The following is an 18,633-nucleotide window of genomic DNA, read 5'->3' as shown; positions in this document are numbered from 1 at the left end:
CGGGCGCGGCGGCGCCCGGGGCTCAGGACTGCGCGCTCAGCTTGAGCTGGTTCATCACGGTACGGATGTCCGGCAGGAGCTGCTTGCCCTCGTCCGGGATCGACACGAACACGATGGCGGGCACGCTGCCGCCGGTGTTGACCGCCATCGTGACGATCGTGGCCTTCTCCGTGCCGGCGGTCATGGCGTAGGCGATGAGCCGGCCGGTGGAGGCGCCCACCTTGATCGGCTGCTGCGCGATCTTCCTGACCTTGTTGCCGTCGGGGTAGAAGTCCTTGCGGGCCTGCAGCACCATGCGCCGGATGACCGGCTCCAGGTCGTCCTCCTGGTACAGGGAGGACAGGTTCGCCGGCAGCGGGCCCGACATGACCTGGGCGTACTTGTCGGGCGCGACCTCCGTGTACTGGCGGGTGTCGTAGCCGAACGTGGACTTGACCGTGGCCCGCTGGTCGAGCTGCCAGCTGCCGCCCAGGCGGGGCAGGGAGACCCCGGCCGCCGCGTCCTCGACCCGGCCGGTCACCGGGGACGCCTTGCCCGGGTACTTGGGCAGCGCGGGGATCGTGGTGGAGCGCTTGCCCGTGCCCGCCTTCGTGGGGCCGGCCGAGGCCGCTGGGGAGGAGGCGGTCTTGCCCTCCGGGGTGTCCTCGCCGGCCAGCGGGCCCGCGAGGAAGGCCCATAGCAGCGCCGCGACCAGGGCGATCACGACCGAGCCGCCGAGCGCGTAGATCCAGATGGGCTTGCCCGGCTCGTCGTCCAGGGAGTCGTGGTCGCCGCCCTGGTACTCGTCGCCGAAGACGTTGTTCCAGAGCTCCTGCTGGCGGTCGGGGGGCGGGGTGCGCGAGCCGCTGATCTGACCGGCCGTCACGAACCGGCGGTCGGGGTCGGAGGGGTCGCGGTTGAGGTTCGAGCCGGGGCGCGGGTGGTCGGGGTGGCCGTCGCCGGGCATGCCCGGTCCGGCCGGAGGCGCTCCGACGTGGGCCGCCGCGAGCGGGCCCGGGGGCATCGCGGGGTCGCCCACCATCGTGTCGGCCTGCCGGCCGCCGTACATGACGGTGTGCTCGTCGGCCGGGCCGGCGGACGGCGCGCCAGGTCCGCCAGGTCCGCCAGGTCCACCGGGCCCGTCGAGCGGCGACGGCGCGGGCTGGACGGGGGCGTCGAGCGGGCCGGGCGCGCGGCCCAGCGTGACCGTGCGGTCCAGCGGGTCGGCGGCGGACGCCGACGGGGCGGGGGCGGGGCTGTTGGGCCAGGGCGCCGGCGTGGACAGGTTGGACCACGCGCCGGGGGACGGCGTCGGCGGCTGCGACCAGGCGGGCACCGGGTCCTGCGGCTGGGCCGGCTGCTGCTGCTCCGGCCAGGAGACGGGGACCTCCTGGCGGGGGGCCTCGGGCCAGCCCTGCTCCTGCCGGGGCGGGTCGGGCCAGGACGGCCGCGCCGGCTCCGGCCACGACGCGTCGCCGCCCCGCTGCTGCGCGCGGGAGTCGTTGCGAGACGGGTCGTTGCGCGGTGAGTCGTTGCGCGGTGAGCCGGTCCGCGCTGAATCGTTGCGCGGGACGTCGGGCCAGGAGGGGTCGGGGCGCGGCGGCTCGGGCCAGGAGGGCGCCTGCGGGGCCTCGGGCCAGGACGGCTGGGCCGGGGCGGCCTCCGGCCACGACATCGGCACGCCGGAGGACTCCTGCCCGCCGGACGGCCAGGAGGAAGGCACGTCGTTGCGGACCTCCGGCCAGGACGGTGGCAGGTGCGACGCTCCGGAGCTCGCGGAATTCTCCGTTGCCATTGCTGCCGGCCCTCCCGAGGTTGTGTCCGGATGTGCCGCTATATCCGGATTTGACGTACCAGGCATGATCTCATGGGATTTTCCAGGAGATACGGCTGGTTTCGCAGCGAAACGAGCGAAGCCGTGCGGATCGGTTGGCGGATCCTGCAGCGGCAGGTCGCCCTCCGGTCGATCTGGCTCAGCTGGGTACACCACGCGACGACAGTATTCTAAAGGGACATATGAGGTCACAACGGATACATCACCATCAGGTCTCGCTGGACCTGAAGGGTCTATTGTGCCTGCGCCGGTCCCCGGAGTATCTGCATTCCGTCGAAGACGTGCGCTAGGCTTGACACATGCGTTCCGCGACCCTGCTTCTTAGCGGGCCGCGACGGCCCTGAGAGGTCTCGCCGTCGCGGCTACCCCTCGTCGTGCACGAGGGGTTTTCTTATGGGTCCGAGTCAAGCCAGAAGGACAGTAGCCGTGAGTGAGTACGACCCGCAGGCGCTGCAGGCCAAGTGGCAGCAGCGATGGGAGGAACAGGAGCCCTACCGGGCGAGCGAGGACGCGGCCGACACCCGGGAGCGGCGCTACATGCTCGACATGTTCCCCTACCCGTCGGGCGACCTCCACATGGGCCACGGCGAGGTGTTCGCCATCGGCGACGTCGTCGCGCGCTACTGGATGCAGCAGGGCTACAACGTCCTGCACCCGATCGGCTGGGACTCCTTCGGCCTGCCCGCCGAGAACGCCGCGATCAAGCGCAACGCCCACCCCGCCGAGTGGACCTACGCCAACATCGAGACGCAGGCCCACTCCTTCCGGCGCTACGGCATCTCCTTCGACTGGTCGCGCCGCCTGCACACCAGCGACCCCGAGTACTACCGCTGGAACCAGTGGCTGTTCAACCGCTTCTTCGAGCGCGGCCTGGCCTACCGCAAGGGCGGCCTGGTCAACTGGTGCCCCAACGACCAGACGGTGCTGGCCAACGAGCAGGTCGTGGCGGGCAAGTGCGAGCGCTGCGGCGCCGACGTCATCCGCCGCGAGCTGACGCAGTGGTACTTCAAGATCACTGACTATGCCCAGCGCCTGCTGGACGACATGGAACAGCTCGACGGCTGGCCCGAGCGCCTGCTGACCATGCAGCGCAACTGGATCGGCCGCTCCGAGGGCGCCGACGTGCTGTTCGAGATCGAGGGCCGCGACGAGCCGGTCCACGTCTACACCACGCGCCCCGACACCCTGTACGGCGCCACGTTCTTCGTGGTCGCGGTCGACGCCGCGCTGGCCGACGAGATCGTCACCGACGAGCAGCGCCCGGCCTTCGAGGCCTACCGCGCCGAGGTCGCCAAGCTGAGCGACATCGAGCGCCTGTCCACCGACAAGGAGAAGACCGGCGTCTTCCTGGGCCGCCACGCGGTCAACCCGGTCAGCGGCGAGCGCATCCCGGTCTGGGCGGCCGACTACGTGCTGTCCGACTACGGCCACGGCGCGATCATGGCCGTGCCCGCCCACGACCAGCGCGACCTCGACTTCGCCAGGAAGTTCGAGCTGCCGGTCAAGGTCGTCGTCCACACCGGCCTGGCCGATCCCGGCGAGACCGGCGAGGCCACGCCCGGCGAGGGCACGCTGGTCAACTCCGGCCCGCTCGACGGGCTGACCAAGGCCGAGGCCATCGCCAAGATCATCGAGATCCTGGAGGCCGAGGGCCGGGGCACCGGCGCGGTCAACTTCCGGCTGCGCGACTGGCTGCTGTCCCGTCAGCGGTTCTGGGGCACGCCGATCCCGATCATCCACTGCGCCGACTGCGGCGAGGTGCCCGTCCCCGACGAGCAGCTGCCCGTCACGCTGCCCGACCTGCGCGGCGAGGCGCTGGCGCCCAAGGGCGTCTCCCCGCTGGCCAGCGCCACCGAGTGGGTCAACGTCGAGTGCCCCAAGTGCGGCGGTCCGGCCAAGCGCGACACCGACACGATGGACACGTTCGTCGACTCGTCCTGGTACTTCCTGCGTTACACCTCGCCCGGCTACACCGACGGGCCGTTCGACCCCGAGCAGGTGCGCAAGTGGGGCCCGATCGACCAGTACGTCGGCGGCATCGAGCACGCCGTCCTCCACCTGCTGTACTCGCGCTTCTTCACCAAGGTCCTGCACGACATGGGCATGGTGAGCTTCACCGAGCCGTTCCTGCGCATGCTGAACCAGGGGCAGGTGATCAACGGCGGCAAGGCGATGTCGAAGTCCCTGGGCAACGGCATCGACCTGGGCCAGCAGATCGACGCGTACGGCGTCGACGCCGTACGCCTGACGATGATCTTCGCCGGTCCGCCGGAGGACGACATCGACTGGGCCGACGTCTCGCCGGCCGCCTCGCAGAAGTTCCTGGCCCGCGTGCTGCGCGTGATGTCGGAGGCGACCGCCGAGCCCGGCGTGTCGTTCGAGGGCGGCGACGCCGAGCTGCGCAAGGTCACCCACCGCACGATCGACGAGGTCACCAAGCTGGTCGAGTCGCAGCGCTTCAACGTCGCGGTGGCCCGCATGATGGAGCTGACCTCGGCCGCCCGCAAGGCCATCGACTCCGGTCCCGGCGCGGCCGACCCGGCGGTGCGCGAGGCCGCCGAGTCGCTGGCCGTCATGCTGTCGCTGGTGGCGCCCTACGTCGCCGAGGAGGGCTGGGAGCGCCTGGGCCGCACCGGTCCGGTCGCCTTCGCCGGCTGGCCCGTCGCCGACCCCGCGCTGCTGGTGCAGGAGTCGGTCACGTGCGTGGTGCAGGTGGCGGGCAAGGTGCGCGACCGGCTGGAGGTCGCCCCCGACATCTCCGAGGACGAGCTGCGGGCCCTGGCCCTGGCCTCCGACAAGGTGTCCGGCTACCTCCAGGGCGCGCCGCGCAAGGTGATCGTGCGCGCGCCCAAGCTGGTCAACATCGTCCCGTAGGCGGCTAGATCCGGCGCAGGGCCGGCAGGAGCTCCTTCTCCGCCCAGTCGAAGAACGGCTCCTGCTGGTCGTGCCCGATCTGCACGAGCGCCACGTGCGTGTACCCGGCGTCGGCGAACTTCTTGACGCCCTGCACGACGGCGTCCAGGTCGTCGCCGCAGGGCACGCTCTCGGCGACGTCCTCGGGGCGCACCGAGCCGGCCGCGGCGGCGAAGTTCACCGGGCCGGGCAGCTCGGCCATGACCTTCCAGCCGCCGACGCCCGACCAGCGCCACAGCCGGTGGGCCCGCTCCTTGGCGGCCTCGGGGTCGGTGTCGTAGGCGATGGGGAGCTGGCCGTAGACCGGTTTGCCCTGGCCGCCCGCGGCGTGGAACTGCTGCACCACCTCGGGCATCGGGTCGTTGATGACCAGCACGTCGCCCAGCTCCGCGGCGAGCTCGGCCGACCGGCCGCCGGAGGCGGCGATGCCGATCGGCACCTGCTCGTCCGGCAGGTCGTAGAGCTTGGCGGAGTCGACGTCGAAGAACTCGCCCTGGTAGGTGACGTACTCGCCGCTGAACAGCTCCTTGATGATCTGCACGGCCTCGGCGAACATCCGGTGCCTGGTGTCCACCGGCGGCCAGCCCTCGCCGACGACGTGCTCGTTGAGGTTCTCGCCGGCGCCCAGGCCCAGGGTGAACCTGCCCTCGCTCAGCACCCCCATCGTGGCCGCCTTCTGCGCCACCACGGCCGGGTGGTAGCGCATGATGGGGCAGGTCACGTACGTCATGAGCGGCAGGCGCTCGGTCACCTGCGCCGCCGCGCCCAGCACCGACCAGCAGTACGGCGAGTGGCCCATCTCCTCGATCCACGGGAAGTAGTGGTCGGAGATGACCGCGTAGTCGAAGCCGACGCGCTCGGCGGTGGCGGCGTAGTCCACCAGTTCGCGGGCCGGGGTCTGCTCGGACATCAAGGTGTAGCCGATTTGTACCATGCGGTCGGGCTACCCACGTTTGTCCGGATTAGGGTCGGGCGTCCGGAGATCAATCGTCACTCCGCAGCTCCTCGATCACCAGCCCGAGGCCGATGGCCAGCAGCCAGAGGTCCTTGGACAGGCCGATGCCCTGCTGGCTCGGGCGCAGGCTGCCCTCCTCGCGCATGCCCGGCGTCCTGAGGTAGAGCCCGAGCAGGCCCGCGGCGAACGCGGTCAGCCCCGCGCCGGCCAGCAGCGACGGCACGAACGGCAGGACGAGCGCGGCCCCGAGGGCGAGCTCGCCCTTGGACAGCAGCCGGGTGAAGGCCACCGGGTCCTGGCCGCGCAGGAACGGGTACGTGCCCGCGGCCATGCCGTGCAGGCCGGCCGCCGTCTGCTCGTCGGCCTTGGTCTTGCCGATCCCGGAGTTGAGGATGATGGCGGCGGCGGCCAGGCGGCCCGGGACCTGGTGTGGGCGGACGAAAAATCGCATGATTCCTCACAGCGTGTGATTTGTGGCGATTGGCTCCTTCCCTGCCGTTCCCCGCACATCCGGGACATCGGACGGTCTTGGCTGTTCGCGGACGGTGGACCGCCGCTCTGAGAGAAAATCTTTAGCTGGTTTGGTGTCTCGCATTAGTGTCTAGCTGTGACATATGGCGCATACCTGAGATATCCACATCTGTCTGGTGACCTGGTCACCTTCGTCGCCGACGACGATGTCTGGCTCGCCCCCGTCGCCGGCGGCCGGGCCTGGCGCTTCACCGCCGACCGCGTGCCGGTCTCCACCCCGCGCTTCTCGCCCGACGGCTCGCGCATCGCGTGGACCAGCGGCAAGGAGGGCGCCCCCGAGGTGTTCGCGGCCGAGCTCGACGGCGCCGAAGGCACCCGGCTGACGCACTGGGGCAACGCCATGACCGGCGTCCGCGGCTGGACCGCGGACGGAGCCGTGCTCGCGGTCAGCTCCACCGGGGAGGCGTCGCGTACCCGGCTGTGGGCGTACGCCGTCCCGCTCGACGGGGGGCCGGCCGGGCGGCTGCCGTACGGCTGGGTCAGCGACGCGGCCGTCAACGGCGCGAAGGTGGCCACGGTGTCGCCGGTCTGGCGCGAGCCGTCCCAGTGGAAGCGCTACCGGGGCGGGACGGCGGCCAAGATCTGGGTCGACGCCGACGGCGACGGGGAGTTCGTCCGGCTGTTCGCCGACAGCCCCGCCCAGCACTGGGCGGTGAACTGGGTCGGCGACCGGATCGTCTACCTGTCCGACGCGGACGGCGTGGGGAACCTCTACTCGGCCCTTCCCGACGGGTCCGACGTGCGCCGGCACACCAGCCACGACGAGTTCTACGCCCGTCACGCCACGAGCGACGGCGAGCGGGTGATCTACAGCCACGCGGGGGACCTGTGGCTGCTGGAGAGCCTGGACGCCGAGCCGTACAAGCTGGAGGTGAAGCTCGGCGGCCCGCGACCGGGACGGGCGCGCCGCCCCGCGCCCACGCGCGTCGGCGCCTTCTCCCCGGACACGACCGGGCGGGCCAGCGCGGTCGAGATCCGCGGCACCGCGCACTGGGTGACCCACCGCGACGGGCCCGCGGGCACGCTGCGGGTGGAACCCGGCGTGCGGGTACGCCTGCCGCGCGCCCTCGGCGCCGACGGCCGGGCCGTGTGGGTCTCCGACGCCGGCGGCGAGGACGGGCTGGAGACCGGCGCCCCCGGCGGCGAGATCAGGAGCCTGGCCGGCGGGCAGCTCGGCAGGGTGCTCGAACTGACCGCCGCCCCCGACGGCAAGCACGCGGCCGTGGCCACGCACGACGGGCGGCTGCTCGTCGTGGACCTGGAGTCCGGCGACCTGCGCGAGCTCGACCGCACCACCCAGGGCGACATCAGCGGGGTCACCTTCTCGCCGGACTCCGGCTGGCTGGCCTGGGTGCATCCGGACCACGAGCCGCTGTCGCAGATCAAGATGGGCCGCGTGGACGGCACATCGGTGATCGACGTGACGCCGCTGCGCTTCTCCGACTACGACCCGGTGTTCACCAAGGACGGCAAGCACCTGGCCTTCCTGTCGGTGCGCACGTTCGACCCGGTGTACGACGCGCACGTGTTCGACCTGTCGTTCCCGGCGGGCTGCCGGCCGTACATCGTGCCGCTGCAGGCCGCCACGCCGTCGCCGTTCGACCCGTCGTTGCAGGGACGGGGGTTCAACGGGGAGGACGACAAGCCCGGCAAGGACGACAAGAAGGACGACGCGCCGCCGCGTACCGAGGTGGACCCGGAGGCGCTGGCCTCCCGCGTGGTGCCCGTACCCGTGCCGGCGGGCCGCTACGGCAACCTCAGGACCGCCAAGGACGCGCTGCTCTGGCTCCGCCACCCCCTGACGGGCCAGCTCGGCGACGGCACCGAGCCGGTGAACGAGACCGTGCTCGAACGCTACGACCTCAAGAAGCGCGCCAAGGCCGAACTCGGCAAGGAGGTGCGGGCCTTCGAGGTCAGCGGCGACGGCACCAGGCTCGTCACCAACGGCAAGAACGGCCTGCAGACGCGGGCGGCCGGCGAGGGCGACGAGGTCGTCACCATCGACCTCGACCGCATCACCGTCCAGATCGACCCGGTCGCCGAATGGCTCCAGGGCTACCGCGAGGCCGGACGGCTCATGCGCGACCACTTCTGGCGCGAGGACATGGGCGGCCACGACTGGCAGGCCACGCTCGACCGGTACGAGCCGCTGGTCGGCCGCCTCGGCTGCCACTCCGAGCTGATCGACCTGCTGTGGGAGGTGCAGGGCGAGCTCGGCACCTCGCACGCCTACGCCAGGGGCCACGACGGCGTCAGCGACCCGCGCCGCCGCCAGGGCCTGCTCGGCGCCGACCTGGCCAAGGACGAGGACGGGACCTGGCGGGTCGAGCGCATCCTGCCGGGCGAGACCTCCGACCACGCGGCCCGCTCGCCGCTGCTCGCGCCCGGCGTCGCGATCCGTCCCGGCGACGCGATCGTGGCGGTGGGCGGGCGTCCGGTCGATCCGGTACGCGGCCCGCTCGCGCTGCTGTCCGGCACCGCCGACCAGCCCGTGGAGCTGACCGTGCGGCCCGCGGCCGGCGGCTCGACGCGCCGGGTCGTCGTCACCCCGCTCGCCGACGACAGCCAGCTGCGCTACCACGACTGGGTGGAGAGCCGGCGGGCCTTCGTCCGCGAGTCGTCCGGTGGGCGGCTCGGTTACCTGCACGTCCCGGACATGGTGGCCTCGGGGTGGGCGCAGTTCCACCGCGACCTGCGTACCGAGATGGCCTTCGAGGGGCTGGTCGTGGACGTGCGCGAGAACGGCGGCGGGCATCTGTCGGAGCTGGTGCTGGAGAAGTTGTCGCGCAAGGTCACCGGCTGGGCGCGGGCCCGCGGCTACGAGCCGATGCGCTACCCCGAGGACTCGCCCCGCGGGCCCATCGTGGCCGTCGCCGACGAGTTCGCCGGGTCCGACGGCGACATCGTCAGCGCCGGGATCAAGAACCGCGGCCTCGGCCCGCTGGTCGGCACCAGGACCTGGGGCGGCGTCATCGGCATCGACTCGCGCTACTCCCTGGTGGACGGGACCGTGGTGACCCAGCCGCGGTACGCGTTCTGGCTGGAGGGGCCGGGCTGGGGCGTGGAGAACCACGGCGTCGATCCCGACGTCGAGGTCGTGATCACGCCGCAGGACCGGGTGGCGGGCCGCGACCCGCAGCTGGCGAAGGCGGTCGAGCTGGCGCTCGCCGCGCTGGAGGAGCGTCCGGCCGCCACCCCGCCGGACCTGCCGCCGCTGAGCTGACCGTCCTGAGGGGCGGCCCGTCGGGGCCGCCCCTCAGCCTGGCGGGATCTCGGAGCGCGGCCGGTCCGGCCGTCTGCCGGCCCGGCCTGGCGGTCTCGAAGAGCGCCGGGCCCGCCTCAGTTCAGCCTGGTGAGGATCTCCGAGAGCACCGGTTCGGTCGTCGCGAAGTTCAGCCGTACGTAGTCCGCGCCGCCCGGCCCGAACGACGCGCCGTCGTTGAGCCGCACCTTGGCCTCCCGCTCGATGACCTCGGCCATGCCGGGCTGGCCGGTGTGCAGCCACGCCAGGTAGGTGGCCTGGGGCATCCGGTACCCGAACCGGTCCGGCAGCCGCTCGGCGATCAGCCGGCGGTTGCGGTCGAGCAGCGCCCGGGTCCGGTCCAGCCAGGCGTCGCCGTGCCGCCAGGCCGCGACCGTGGCCTCCACCCCGAACAGGTGCGTCGAGCCGAAGAGGAACGGCGGCTGCGCCGCCAGGGCCGCGCGTATCCCGGCGTGTCCGATGTGGGCGACCGAGCAGCGGATGCCGCCCAGGTTGAACGCCTTCGTGGCCGAGGTGAGGGTGACCGTGCGCTCGGGGAGGATCGTCGCGAAGGGGATGTGCCGGTGGGGCGCGTAGGTGAGGTCGGCGTGGATCTCGTCGGCCAGCACCAGCAGGTCGTGGCGTTCGACGTGCTCGGCCAGCCCTTCCAGCTCGGCGCGGGTGAACACGCGGCCCGTCGGGTTCTGCGGGTTGACCAGCAGCAGCACCCGGCAGCCGGACAGGTCGGGCACCTCGAACCGCCACGCGTCGCCGTCCGGTTCCAGCTGGATGGGGACGAGCGGACGTTCCATGACATCGAGGGTCGTCAGGAACGGGTGGTAGGCGGGGGTGTGCAGCGCGACGCCGTCCCCCGGCTTGGTCCAGAGGTGCAGCAGCACCTGGAGGGCCTGGTTGATGTCGCTGAACGTGTGGACGTGCGAAGGGTCGGCCGTCCAGCCGTGGCGGACGGCCATGCGCTCGGCGAACGCCTCGGCCAGGGGGCCGGCCTGCGGCTTGTCCAGCCAGGTCGGGTAGCCGAGGTCGCCGGCGGCGCGGCGGGTCAGGGCCTCGATCACCTCGGGGGCGGTGGACAGGTCCATGTCGGCGATCCAGGCGGGGACGACACCGGGGGCGGTGATTGCCCATTTGAGACCGTCATGCGTCTCTTTGAGGTCCTTCATCTCTTTGGAGGCGGGGGTCTCTTTTGGGGCATTCGTGTCGGTCACGGGCACAGTCTAGGAGTCTGCGGTGTGGCGGTATGGGGGGCCTTATGCCGGTGCCTGCCGTCTGGGGCGTGGGCGGCTGCGCGGGGGTGGGCGCGTTGTGTTCCGGGGCCCGAAGGAACGTCCCGGGAGAAAGGCGAGCGGGCGATGCGACGCCGCCCTCCACGCGAGGCCGGGGTGGAAGGGCCTCGACGTTGGAGGGCGGCGTTCGGTGCGTGCGACTTGCGAGGAATCGCCACATGGCGCCGACGACCACAGCCCCCGTGTGAGGGAAGCCGGATCGCGGAGAAACCGAACGGCGGCCGCAGCCTCAAGGAGGGCGGCCGGCCGGCGGACGGACTAGAGGCGGCGGAGGACGGCCACCACCTTGCCCAGCACGCTGGCCTCGTCACCGGGGATGGGCTCGTAGTTCGAGTTATGAGGCACCAGCCACACGTGCCCGTCCTTGCGCTTGAACGTCTTGACCGTGGCCTCGCCCTCGATCATGGCGGCCACGATGTCACCGCTCTCGGCGACCGGCTGCTGGCGGACGACCACCCAGTCGCCGTCGGCGATGGCGGCCTCGATCATCGAGTCACCGGCCACCTGGAGCAGGAAGAGCGTGCCCTCGCCGACGAGCTGCTTGGGAAGGGCGAAGACGTCTTCCACGCTCTCCTCGGCCAGGATCGGGCCACCGGCGGCGATGCGGCCCACGAGCGGGACGTAGGCGGCGGTCGGCCGGCTCACCGGAGCCTCGTCGTCGGTGGCGTCGGGGTCGACCCACAGCACGGGCTCGCCGGGCAGGCGCACCTCCAGGGCGCGCGGCCGGTGCGGGTCGCGGCGCAGGTATCCCTTGCGCTGCAGGGCGGTCAACTGGTGCGACACGCTGGACGTGCTCGTCAGCTGCACGGCCTCGCCGATCTCGCGCATCGATGGCGGGTAGCCGCGCTGCTGCACCGAATCGCGGATCACTTCGAGGATCTTGCGCTGCCTGGGCGTCAGGCCCAGGGAGTCGCGCCGGCGCACCGCGAGGTCTGTGACCCCGTTAGCGTCTTCCCGCTCGCTCATGCTCTTCCTCCTCGCCTGGCGGCGGCCCGCCTCACCGGCGAACCTCCCGGTCCGTGGTCTTGATGTCGCACACAGCGACCGTATCGCTGTTGAAGATCATCTTCAAACAATTGTTCGAGTCTTCCTCGAAATTGTCGCCAGCGTGGTGTACAACATCGTACGGGAGTTCGATCGACACCGTGTTCGATTTGCTGATCTTATTTTGGCCGTTTCCTCGGGCCAGACGGCGGGAGGTCAATCGTGCGAACGACCCCGAGCACCGACACGACCAGCGAAGACGCCAACCGGCTCACCCTAATCGCCGACGCCACCCGGGGCGCGGGCCGACGGGGAGACGACCCGCACACCGGCTCCGGCCGCCACGAAAATCCGGGAAAACGACCGGCTCCCGATTCGAACACCCGGCGGCGCCGCGCCGGCGGCTCAGGGGGAGCCGTCCAAGGCTCGGGCCGCCCCCGGCTGTGGCTGGTCCCCTCCCCGCGTCCCGACGCGGACACGGACACGGGCGCCGACCGGACGCTGCCTCAGAAGGGCGGTGGACAGCCTCTCGCCGACGACACACTGACTGGCCGCCGCCCCGAAGGCGAACAGGGCACCCCCGGCACGGACGTGACAAAACCCCGCGCCCGTCCGCCCGAGCCCGGCACCTGGCGCCGACGGCCGCCCGAAGCGAGCGGACGGCATACGGAAGACGAGACGGAGGGGCGGCGAGGCCGAGGTCAGGCGGAGGGGCCGGGCAGGCGCGGCGAGGCCGACATGTCAGGAAGCCGAGGTCTGGCGGAGGCGTCGGGGAGGCGAGGTCAGGGGGGCCGTGCGGCGCGACCGGCGGGCCGGAACTCGGCGATCGTGCCGGAAGGGGAGCGGGAGCGCCGGGCGGAGGCCCGGGCGGACCGCCCCTGGGAACGGCGGCGTCCAGGGGAGGCCACGGGCCGGCCCGAGCTTCGTAGGCGGCGCTCTGGTGAGCCCACGGCCCGACCCGAGACGCGAAGGCGCCGCTCGGGCGACTCGACCGAGCAGCCCGAAGCTGAGGGGCGGCGCCGGACGAGGAGCGAGCGGCTGGGCGAGCAGGGGCGACGCCGGGAGGAGGCCGTCGAGCGGTCCAGCAAGCAGGGGCGGCGCTCGGGGCAGTCGGTGGAGCGGCCGGGCGAGCCAGGGCGGCGCTCGGAGCAGTCGGCCGAGCGGTCGGACAGGCGGGGGCGGCGGTCGGGACGGGTGGCGGAGCGGTTCTCGGTACGGGGGCGGCGCTCTGGGGAGGCCAAGGGCCGGGATCGGGGGCAGGTGGTGAGCGGGCCGGGGGGCTCGCGGCGCCAGGGGGCGCGGAGGAACGGGGGTTCTGGTGACGGTGAGGCTCGCGGGGGGCGGGAGATGTTGGGACGCGTTGTGGGGGCGGAAAGTGCTCCGGCCGGTGACGGTGCAGGGCTTGCACGGAATGGTCGTACGACCCCTACGGTCTTGCGGCGGCGGCGGCGGCGGCGGGGCCGTGGGCGGGGTGTCGGGGTGATTCCCGCGGGGGCTGGCGTCAAGGCTGCGGCTCCTCCGGTGCGGCTGACCCGCCGGGGGCGGATCGTGCTGCTGGTGGTGGTGATGGTGTTGCTGTCCCTGGGCGGGTTCTGGCTCGGGACGCGGGCGGCCGGGCATGCGGCTGTGGGGGCCGGGGCGCCCGGCGCTTCGGCTGTGGGCGTCGGGGTGCTTGGCCACGCGGCTGTGAGTGTCGGGCTGCCCAGCCGGGCGGGGTAGCCGGGGGCGGAGGTCGGCTGAAGGCACTCCCTGCGGGGGATCGCCGGACGCCGGACGCAGGGGGTAGAGCTCCGGGGGCCGGCCCAAGTGGGCGGGGATGGGCCCAGGCTGATGGGCCCAGGCCCAGCAAGCAGGCACAAACGGGGTCCCACGGGAACGGGCGCAGGCTGGCCTGGCCTCAAGAAAGCGGCAAGCGGGCAGGTGGCCTGGCCTCGAGAGAACGGGGGCAAGGAGTCCTGCCAAGGCGCCAAGGGTCAGGCCAGCCTGGGCCACCACCAGGCGGGCACTGGACAGCCTGACACCGGCACATCGCCCTGGCTCTGCACGCCCTGGCTCTGCACGCCCTGGCTCTGCTCGCGCCGGCCCTGCGCGGCCATCGCCGCCGCCCGGCCGCTCAGTACTGATGACGGCGTCTTGCTGACGGCCCTTCAGATCTGGCGGTTACCGGCCGTGCTCATCTTGACCACGACCCGCACGATCACGGACGTCGTGCGCTGGTCAGGGTGGTGGCGTCATCATCAGGCAGCCGTCCGACACTGCCACTGCCAGGGCGGATCCCCACCATGAGCGCGATGTGTCACTGGAGGACAGCTAGCCGATCGGTCGCTCAACAGGCACTCCACAGGTTCTCAACATCGGCCTGGCTACCTTCGCGGTGTCCAGTACGACGAGCACCAAGGAGAACTCGATGCGAACGTTCAACACGATGGTCGTCGGTGCGGCGGTCGCCGCCGCGGCTCTGACCGCGGGTGCCCCGGCGCAGGCCTCCGTCCAGACCGGCGCCCAGACCTCCCTCACCGCCGTCACCACGGCCGCCGCGGCGGCCGGCTCGGCGACGATGTCCTGCCGTGAGGTGCGTGTGTACCGTCCGGAGATGCGCAAGGGGCACGTGGCCGCGACCGGCTGGGCGATCGGCTGCTCCAGCAACCAGCGCGTCAAGATCATGCTTCAGCGCAAGCGCTGGTGGGGCTGGCAGAACATCTCCAGCGCCTCCTGGTACGGGGCCGGCAAGAGGACGTTGTACAAGGGCTGCAAGCGGGGGGACACCTTCACCTACCGCCTGCAGGGCCAGGTCAGCTACTACGCGGGAAGCAAGTACGTCGTCCACAACGGCTGGAGCCCCACGATGCGCGCCAAGTGCCCGTGACGGGCTCCGTCCGCCACCCCGTGGGATGACCCTCCACGACTCCAGTGACGCTTGGTGATCTTGAGGCGTTGGGGTCGCATGGAGACGGCCACCGCGTGATCATTCGGAGCTCGTGAAGACAGCCGAAGATCGCGCGGTGGCCGCGAGCCACAGCGTTGCCCCTGACGGCTGGGTGGTCGTCTTCAAGGAGCCGGCCTTCCACTGCTGCCGCGTGCATGGCTCAGGGGCGGGGCTCAGGGGGGCAGGGATGCAAGCGAAAGGCCGGGGAGGCAAGCGAAGGACGGGGAGGCAAGCGAAGTGCCGGGGTGGGGGTTCCGCGGTGTTTTGTGGGGGTAGGGGAGGGGGCTTCGGGGGTGGTGGGAGGTGGGGGGAGGCTGTGAGCTCCGGTACCTTTGTGGGGCCTGTTTGGGCTGGTCGCCGTCGGGTGTGAGGGGTCCGGTCGGGTGAGGCGCGCGAGGGGCCGGCCGGGGCGACACGCCCGGGGCCCGTGTGACGCGGGGGCTGATCAGCGACTTCAGCTCCACGGTGTTGCTCAACTTGCGTTCATGGTCGCGCGCTTCTACGGTTGGACCACAACATCTAGTAGTTACACCGATGTCGGTTCACCACACCTTGTGTTTCCGTGACCGCACCATGGCGAGCCGTGGGGCGTGCGCGAGCGTACCGCGGCGAGGGTTTTACGCGTGTGGTGGGCCGGGCGGGTCGAGGAGGCGAAGCCGTGCACTGTCCGTTCTGTCGCCACCCTGACACCAGGGTCATCGACAGCCGGTCCACGGACGACGGCGCGGCCATCAGGCGCCGGCGCACCTGTCCCGAGTGCGGGCGCAGGTTCACCACGCAGGAGACCGTCCTGCTGATGGTGAGCAAGCGTAGCGGGGTGACGGAGCCGTTCTCGCGGGACAAGGTCGTCGCGGGCGTGCGGCGGGCCTGTCAGGGCAGGCCGGTCAGCGAGGACTCGCTGGCCCAGCTCGGGCAGCGGGTAGAGGAGGCCATCCGGGCCAAGGGCGCGGCCGAGCTGCCGTCGAACGAGGTGGGCCTGGCGATCCTCGGCCCGCTCCGGGAGCTGGACGAGGTGGCCTACCTGCGATTCGCATCGGTTTATCGCGGTTTCGAGAGCCTGGCGGACTTCGAGGCCGAGATCTCACAGTTGAAGGCGGAGAAGGGGGAGTCATGACGGACACGGCCAGCGGTTCAGTGGCGCGCGGGGGTAAGCGGCCGCGTAAGGGGCTGAGGATGAAGCGGATCTTCACGAAGCCCGGCGTGCACCCGTATGACGAGGTCCAGTGGGAGCGCCGCGACGTCGTGATGACGAACTGGCGCGACGGCTCGATCAACTTCGAGCAGCGGGGTGTCGAGTTCCCCGAGTTCTGGTCGGTGAACGCGGCCAACATCGTGACGACCAAGTACTTCCGCGGCGCCGTCGGCACGCCGCAGCGCGAGTGGAGCCTGAAGCAGCTCGTCGACCGGGTGGTCGGCGTCTACACCCGCACGGGCGTCGAGCACGGCTACTTCGCCAGCGACGAGGACGCCGAGATCTTCGACCACGAGCTCAAGCACGCGCTGGTCCACCAGGTCTTCGCGTTCAACTCGCCGGTCTGGTTCAACGTGGGCACCGCCTCGCCGCAGCAGGTCAGCGCCTGTTTCATCCTCTCCGTGGACGACCAGATGGAGTCGATCCTGGAGTGGTACAAGGAAGAGGGCGTGATCTTCAAGGGCGGTTCGGGGTCGGGCGTCAACCTGTCCCGCATCCGTTCGTCCAAGGAGCTGCTCTCCAGCGGCGGCACGGCCAGCGGGCCGGTCAGCTTCATGCGCGGCGCGGACGCCTCCGCGGGCACGATCAAGTCGGGCGGCGCGACGCGCCGGGCGGCCAAGATGGTCGTGCTCGACGTCGACCACCCCGACATCGAGGAGTTCATCGAGACCAAGGCGCGCGAGGAGGACAAGGTCCGCGCGCTGCGTGACGCCGGCTTCGACATGGACCTGGGTGGCAAGGACATCGTCTCCGTCCAGTACCAGAACGCCAACAACTCGGTGCGCGTCTCCGACGAGTTCATGCGCGCGGTGGAGAAGGGCGACCAGTTCGGCCTGCGTGCCCGCCTGACCGGCGAGGTCATCGAGAAGGTCGACGCCAAGGACCTGTTCCGCAAGATGGCCAAGGCCGCCTGGGAGTGCGCCGACCCGGGCGTGCAGTACGACGACACGATCAACGACTGGCACACCACGCCGGAGACCGGCCGGATCACCGCCAGCAACCCGTGCTCGGAGTACGTGCACCTGGACAACTCCTCGTGCAACCTGGCCAGCATCAACCTGCTGAAGTTCCTGAAGGACGACAACACCTTCAACGTCGCCGACTTCGTCAAGCTGACCGAGCTGATCATCACCGCGATGGACATCTCGATCACCTTCGCCGACTTCCCGACCGAGAAGATCGGCGAGACCACGCGGGCCTACCGCCAGCTCGGCATCGGCTACGCCAACCTGGGCGCGCTGCTCATGGCCACGGGCCACGCCTACGACTCCGACGGCGGCCGCGCGGTGGCCGGGGCGATCACGTCGCTGATGACCGGTGTGTCCTACCGGCGCAGCGCCGAGCTGGCCGGCGTGGTGGGCGCGTACGACGGTTACGCCCGCAACGCCGAGCCGCACAAGCGGGTCATGCGCAAGCACGCCGCCGCCAACGACAACCTGCGCACGGTCGGCACCATGGACGCGAAGATCCACGCCGAGGCGTCGCGCCAGTGGTCGGAGTGCCTGAAGGTCGGCGAGAAGAACGGCTACCGCAACGCCCAGGCCAGCCTGCTCGCCCCCACCGGCACCATCGGCCTGATGATGGACTGCGACACCACCGGCATCGAGCCCGACCTCGCGCTGGTCAAGTTCAAGAAGCTGGTCGGCGGCGGCTCGATGCAGATCGTCAACCAGACGATCCCGCGGGCGCTCAAGCAGCTCGGCTACCAGCAGGAGCAGATCGAGGCCATCGTCGAGTACATCGGCGAGCACAGCCACGTCGTCGACGCTCCCGGCCTGCGCAAGGAGCACTACGAGGTGTTCGACTGCGCGATGGGCGAGCGGGCCATCGCGCCGATGGGCCATGTGCGGATGATGGCGGCGACCCAGCCGTTCCTGTCCGGCGCGATCTCCAAGACGGTCAACCTGCCGGAGTCGGCCACGATCGACGACATCGAGCAGGTCTACCTGGAGGGCTGGAAGCTCGGCCTGAAGGCGCTGGCCGTCTACCGCGACAACTGCAAGGTCGGCCAGCCGCTGTCGGCCGGCAACGGCGCCAAGAAGGACGAGCCGAAGGCCGTCGAGGCCGAGCCCGAGGTCAAGGTCATCGAGGTCAACCGGCCGACCCGGCGGCGCATGCCCAACCAGCGTCCCAGCATGACCACCCGCTTCACCGTGGGCGGCGCCAAGGGCTACATGACCGCTTCGTCCTACCCTGACGACGGGCTCGGCGAGGTCTTCCTCAAGATGTCCAAGCAGGGCTCGACGCTGGCGGGCGTCATGGACGCCTTCTCGGTGGCGATCTCCATCGGCCTCCAGTACGGGGTGCCGCTGGAGACGTACATGAGCAAGTTCGTGAACATGCGGTTCGAGCCGGCGGGCATGACGGACGACCCGGACATCCGGATGGCCACGTCGGTGATGGACTACATCTTCCGCCGCCTGGCCCTCGACCACCTGCCCTACGACGAGCGGGCGGCGCTCGGCATCTTCTCGGCGGCCGAGCGCGCCGCGCAGCAGCGCGGCGAGGACCCGGCGGCGCTGCCGGAGGCGGTCGACCGGGAGGCGCTGGCCCAGTCGGCGCCCATCGAGAAGCCCAAGGAGGAGCCGAAGGAGGAGCCGGTCCGGGAGCTGACGCTGGAGAGCCACCAGCGCTTCACCGCCGACGCGCCGCTCTGCATGACCTGCGGCACCAAGATGCGGCCGGCCGGAAGCTGCTACGTCTGCGAGGGCTGCGGCTCGACCAGCGGCTGCAGCTGATCCGCGCTGAACTGAGATGAGGGGGCCCGGGAACGG

The 18,633-nt window shown here is 71.2% G+C and carries 10 protein-coding genes; 5 read left to right on the top strand and 5 right to left on the bottom strand.

Going from position 1 to position 18,633, the window contains the following annotated elements:
* Positions 1 to 22: 22 nt before the first annotated feature.
* Positions 23 to 1,702, bottom strand: coding sequence for a hypothetical protein (locus ACIBQ6_RS45270; protein ID WP_397218938.1), 1,680 nt, complete (start codon positions 1,700 to 1,702; stop codon positions 23 to 25).
* 537 nt (positions 1,703 to 2,239) lie between these two features.
* Between ACIBQ6_RS45270 and leuS the strand changes: the two genes are divergently transcribed.
* Positions 2,240 to 4,687: a leucine--tRNA ligase gene (gene leuS / locus ACIBQ6_RS45265; RefSeq protein WP_397218937.1), complete on the top strand. Its 2,448-nt coding sequence runs from the start codon at positions 2,240 to 2,242 to the stop codon at positions 4,685 to 4,687.
* A 4-nt stretch (positions 4,688 to 4,691) separates the two neighbouring features.
* Here the strand turns inward: leuS and ACIBQ6_RS45260 are convergent, their stop codons facing one another.
* Both ACIBQ6_RS45260 and ACIBQ6_RS45255 read right to left on the bottom strand, forming a co-directional pair.
* Complete coding sequence (locus ACIBQ6_RS45260; RefSeq protein WP_358284170.1) at positions 4,692 to 5,660, bottom strand: TIGR03557 family F420-dependent LLM class oxidoreductase; 969 nt, start codon at positions 5,658 to 5,660, stop codon at positions 4,692 to 4,694.
* Positions 5,661 to 5,709: 49 nt separating this feature from the next.
* Entirely contained in the window at positions 5,710 to 6,132 is a 423-nt protein-coding gene (locus ACIBQ6_RS45255; RefSeq protein ID WP_397218936.1) for a hypothetical protein, read from the bottom strand.
* Positions 6,133 to 6,288: 156 nt separating this feature from the next.
* On the opposite strand from ACIBQ6_RS45255, the gene ACIBQ6_RS45250 reads away from it, so the two are divergent.
* Entirely contained in the window at positions 6,289 to 9,435 is a 3,147-nt protein-coding gene (locus ACIBQ6_RS45250; protein WP_397218935.1) for a S41 family peptidase, read from the top strand.
* Between the two features lie 116 nt (positions 9,436 to 9,551).
* Here ACIBQ6_RS45250 and ACIBQ6_RS45245 read toward each other — a convergent pair whose 3' ends face one another.
* Positions 9,552 to 10,634, bottom strand: a complete 1,083-nt coding sequence (locus ACIBQ6_RS45245) for a MalY/PatB family protein (protein WP_397218934.1) — start codon at positions 10,632 to 10,634, stop codon at positions 9,552 to 9,554.
* Between the two features lie 381 nt (positions 10,635 to 11,015).
* The gene (lexA, locus tag ACIBQ6_RS45240) at positions 11,016 to 11,723 is read right to left on the bottom strand and encodes a transcriptional repressor LexA (RefSeq protein WP_352357808.1); all 708 of its coding nucleotides are present in this window, start codon (positions 11,721 to 11,723) and stop codon (positions 11,016 to 11,018) included.
* 2,425 nt (positions 11,724 to 14,148) lie between these two features.
* Between lexA and ACIBQ6_RS45235 the strand changes: the two genes are divergently transcribed.
* The 3 genes from ACIBQ6_RS45235 (at position 14,149) to ACIBQ6_RS45225 (ending at position 18,597) form a co-directional block, all read left to right on the top strand.
* Positions 14,149 to 14,607: a hypothetical protein gene (locus ACIBQ6_RS45235; protein WP_352325990.1), complete on the top strand. Its 459-nt coding sequence runs from the start codon at positions 14,149 to 14,151 to the stop codon at positions 14,605 to 14,607.
* Between the two features lie 718 nt (positions 14,608 to 15,325).
* Positions 15,326 to 15,781 carry a transcriptional regulator NrdR gene (gene nrdR / locus ACIBQ6_RS45230; protein ID WP_103955744.1) on the top strand — a complete coding sequence of 152 codons (456 nt, stop codon included), beginning with the start codon at positions 15,326 to 15,328 and terminating at the stop codon, positions 15,779 to 15,781.
* Complete coding sequence (locus tag ACIBQ6_RS45225; protein ID WP_358284177.1) at positions 15,778 to 18,597, top strand: vitamin B12-dependent ribonucleotide reductase; 2,820 nt, start codon at positions 15,778 to 15,780, stop codon at positions 18,595 to 18,597. Before nrdR ends, ACIBQ6_RS45225 begins: the two co-directional genes overlap by 4 nt.
* The last annotated feature ends 36 nt before the right edge of the window (positions 18,598 to 18,633 follow it).

The organism is Nonomuraea sp. NPDC049655 (assembly GCF_044465465.1).
Classification (GTDB): Bacteria; Actinomycetota; Actinomycetes; order Streptosporangiales; family Streptosporangiaceae; genus Nonomuraea.
This window is presented reverse-complemented; position numbering and strand designations above follow the sequence as displayed.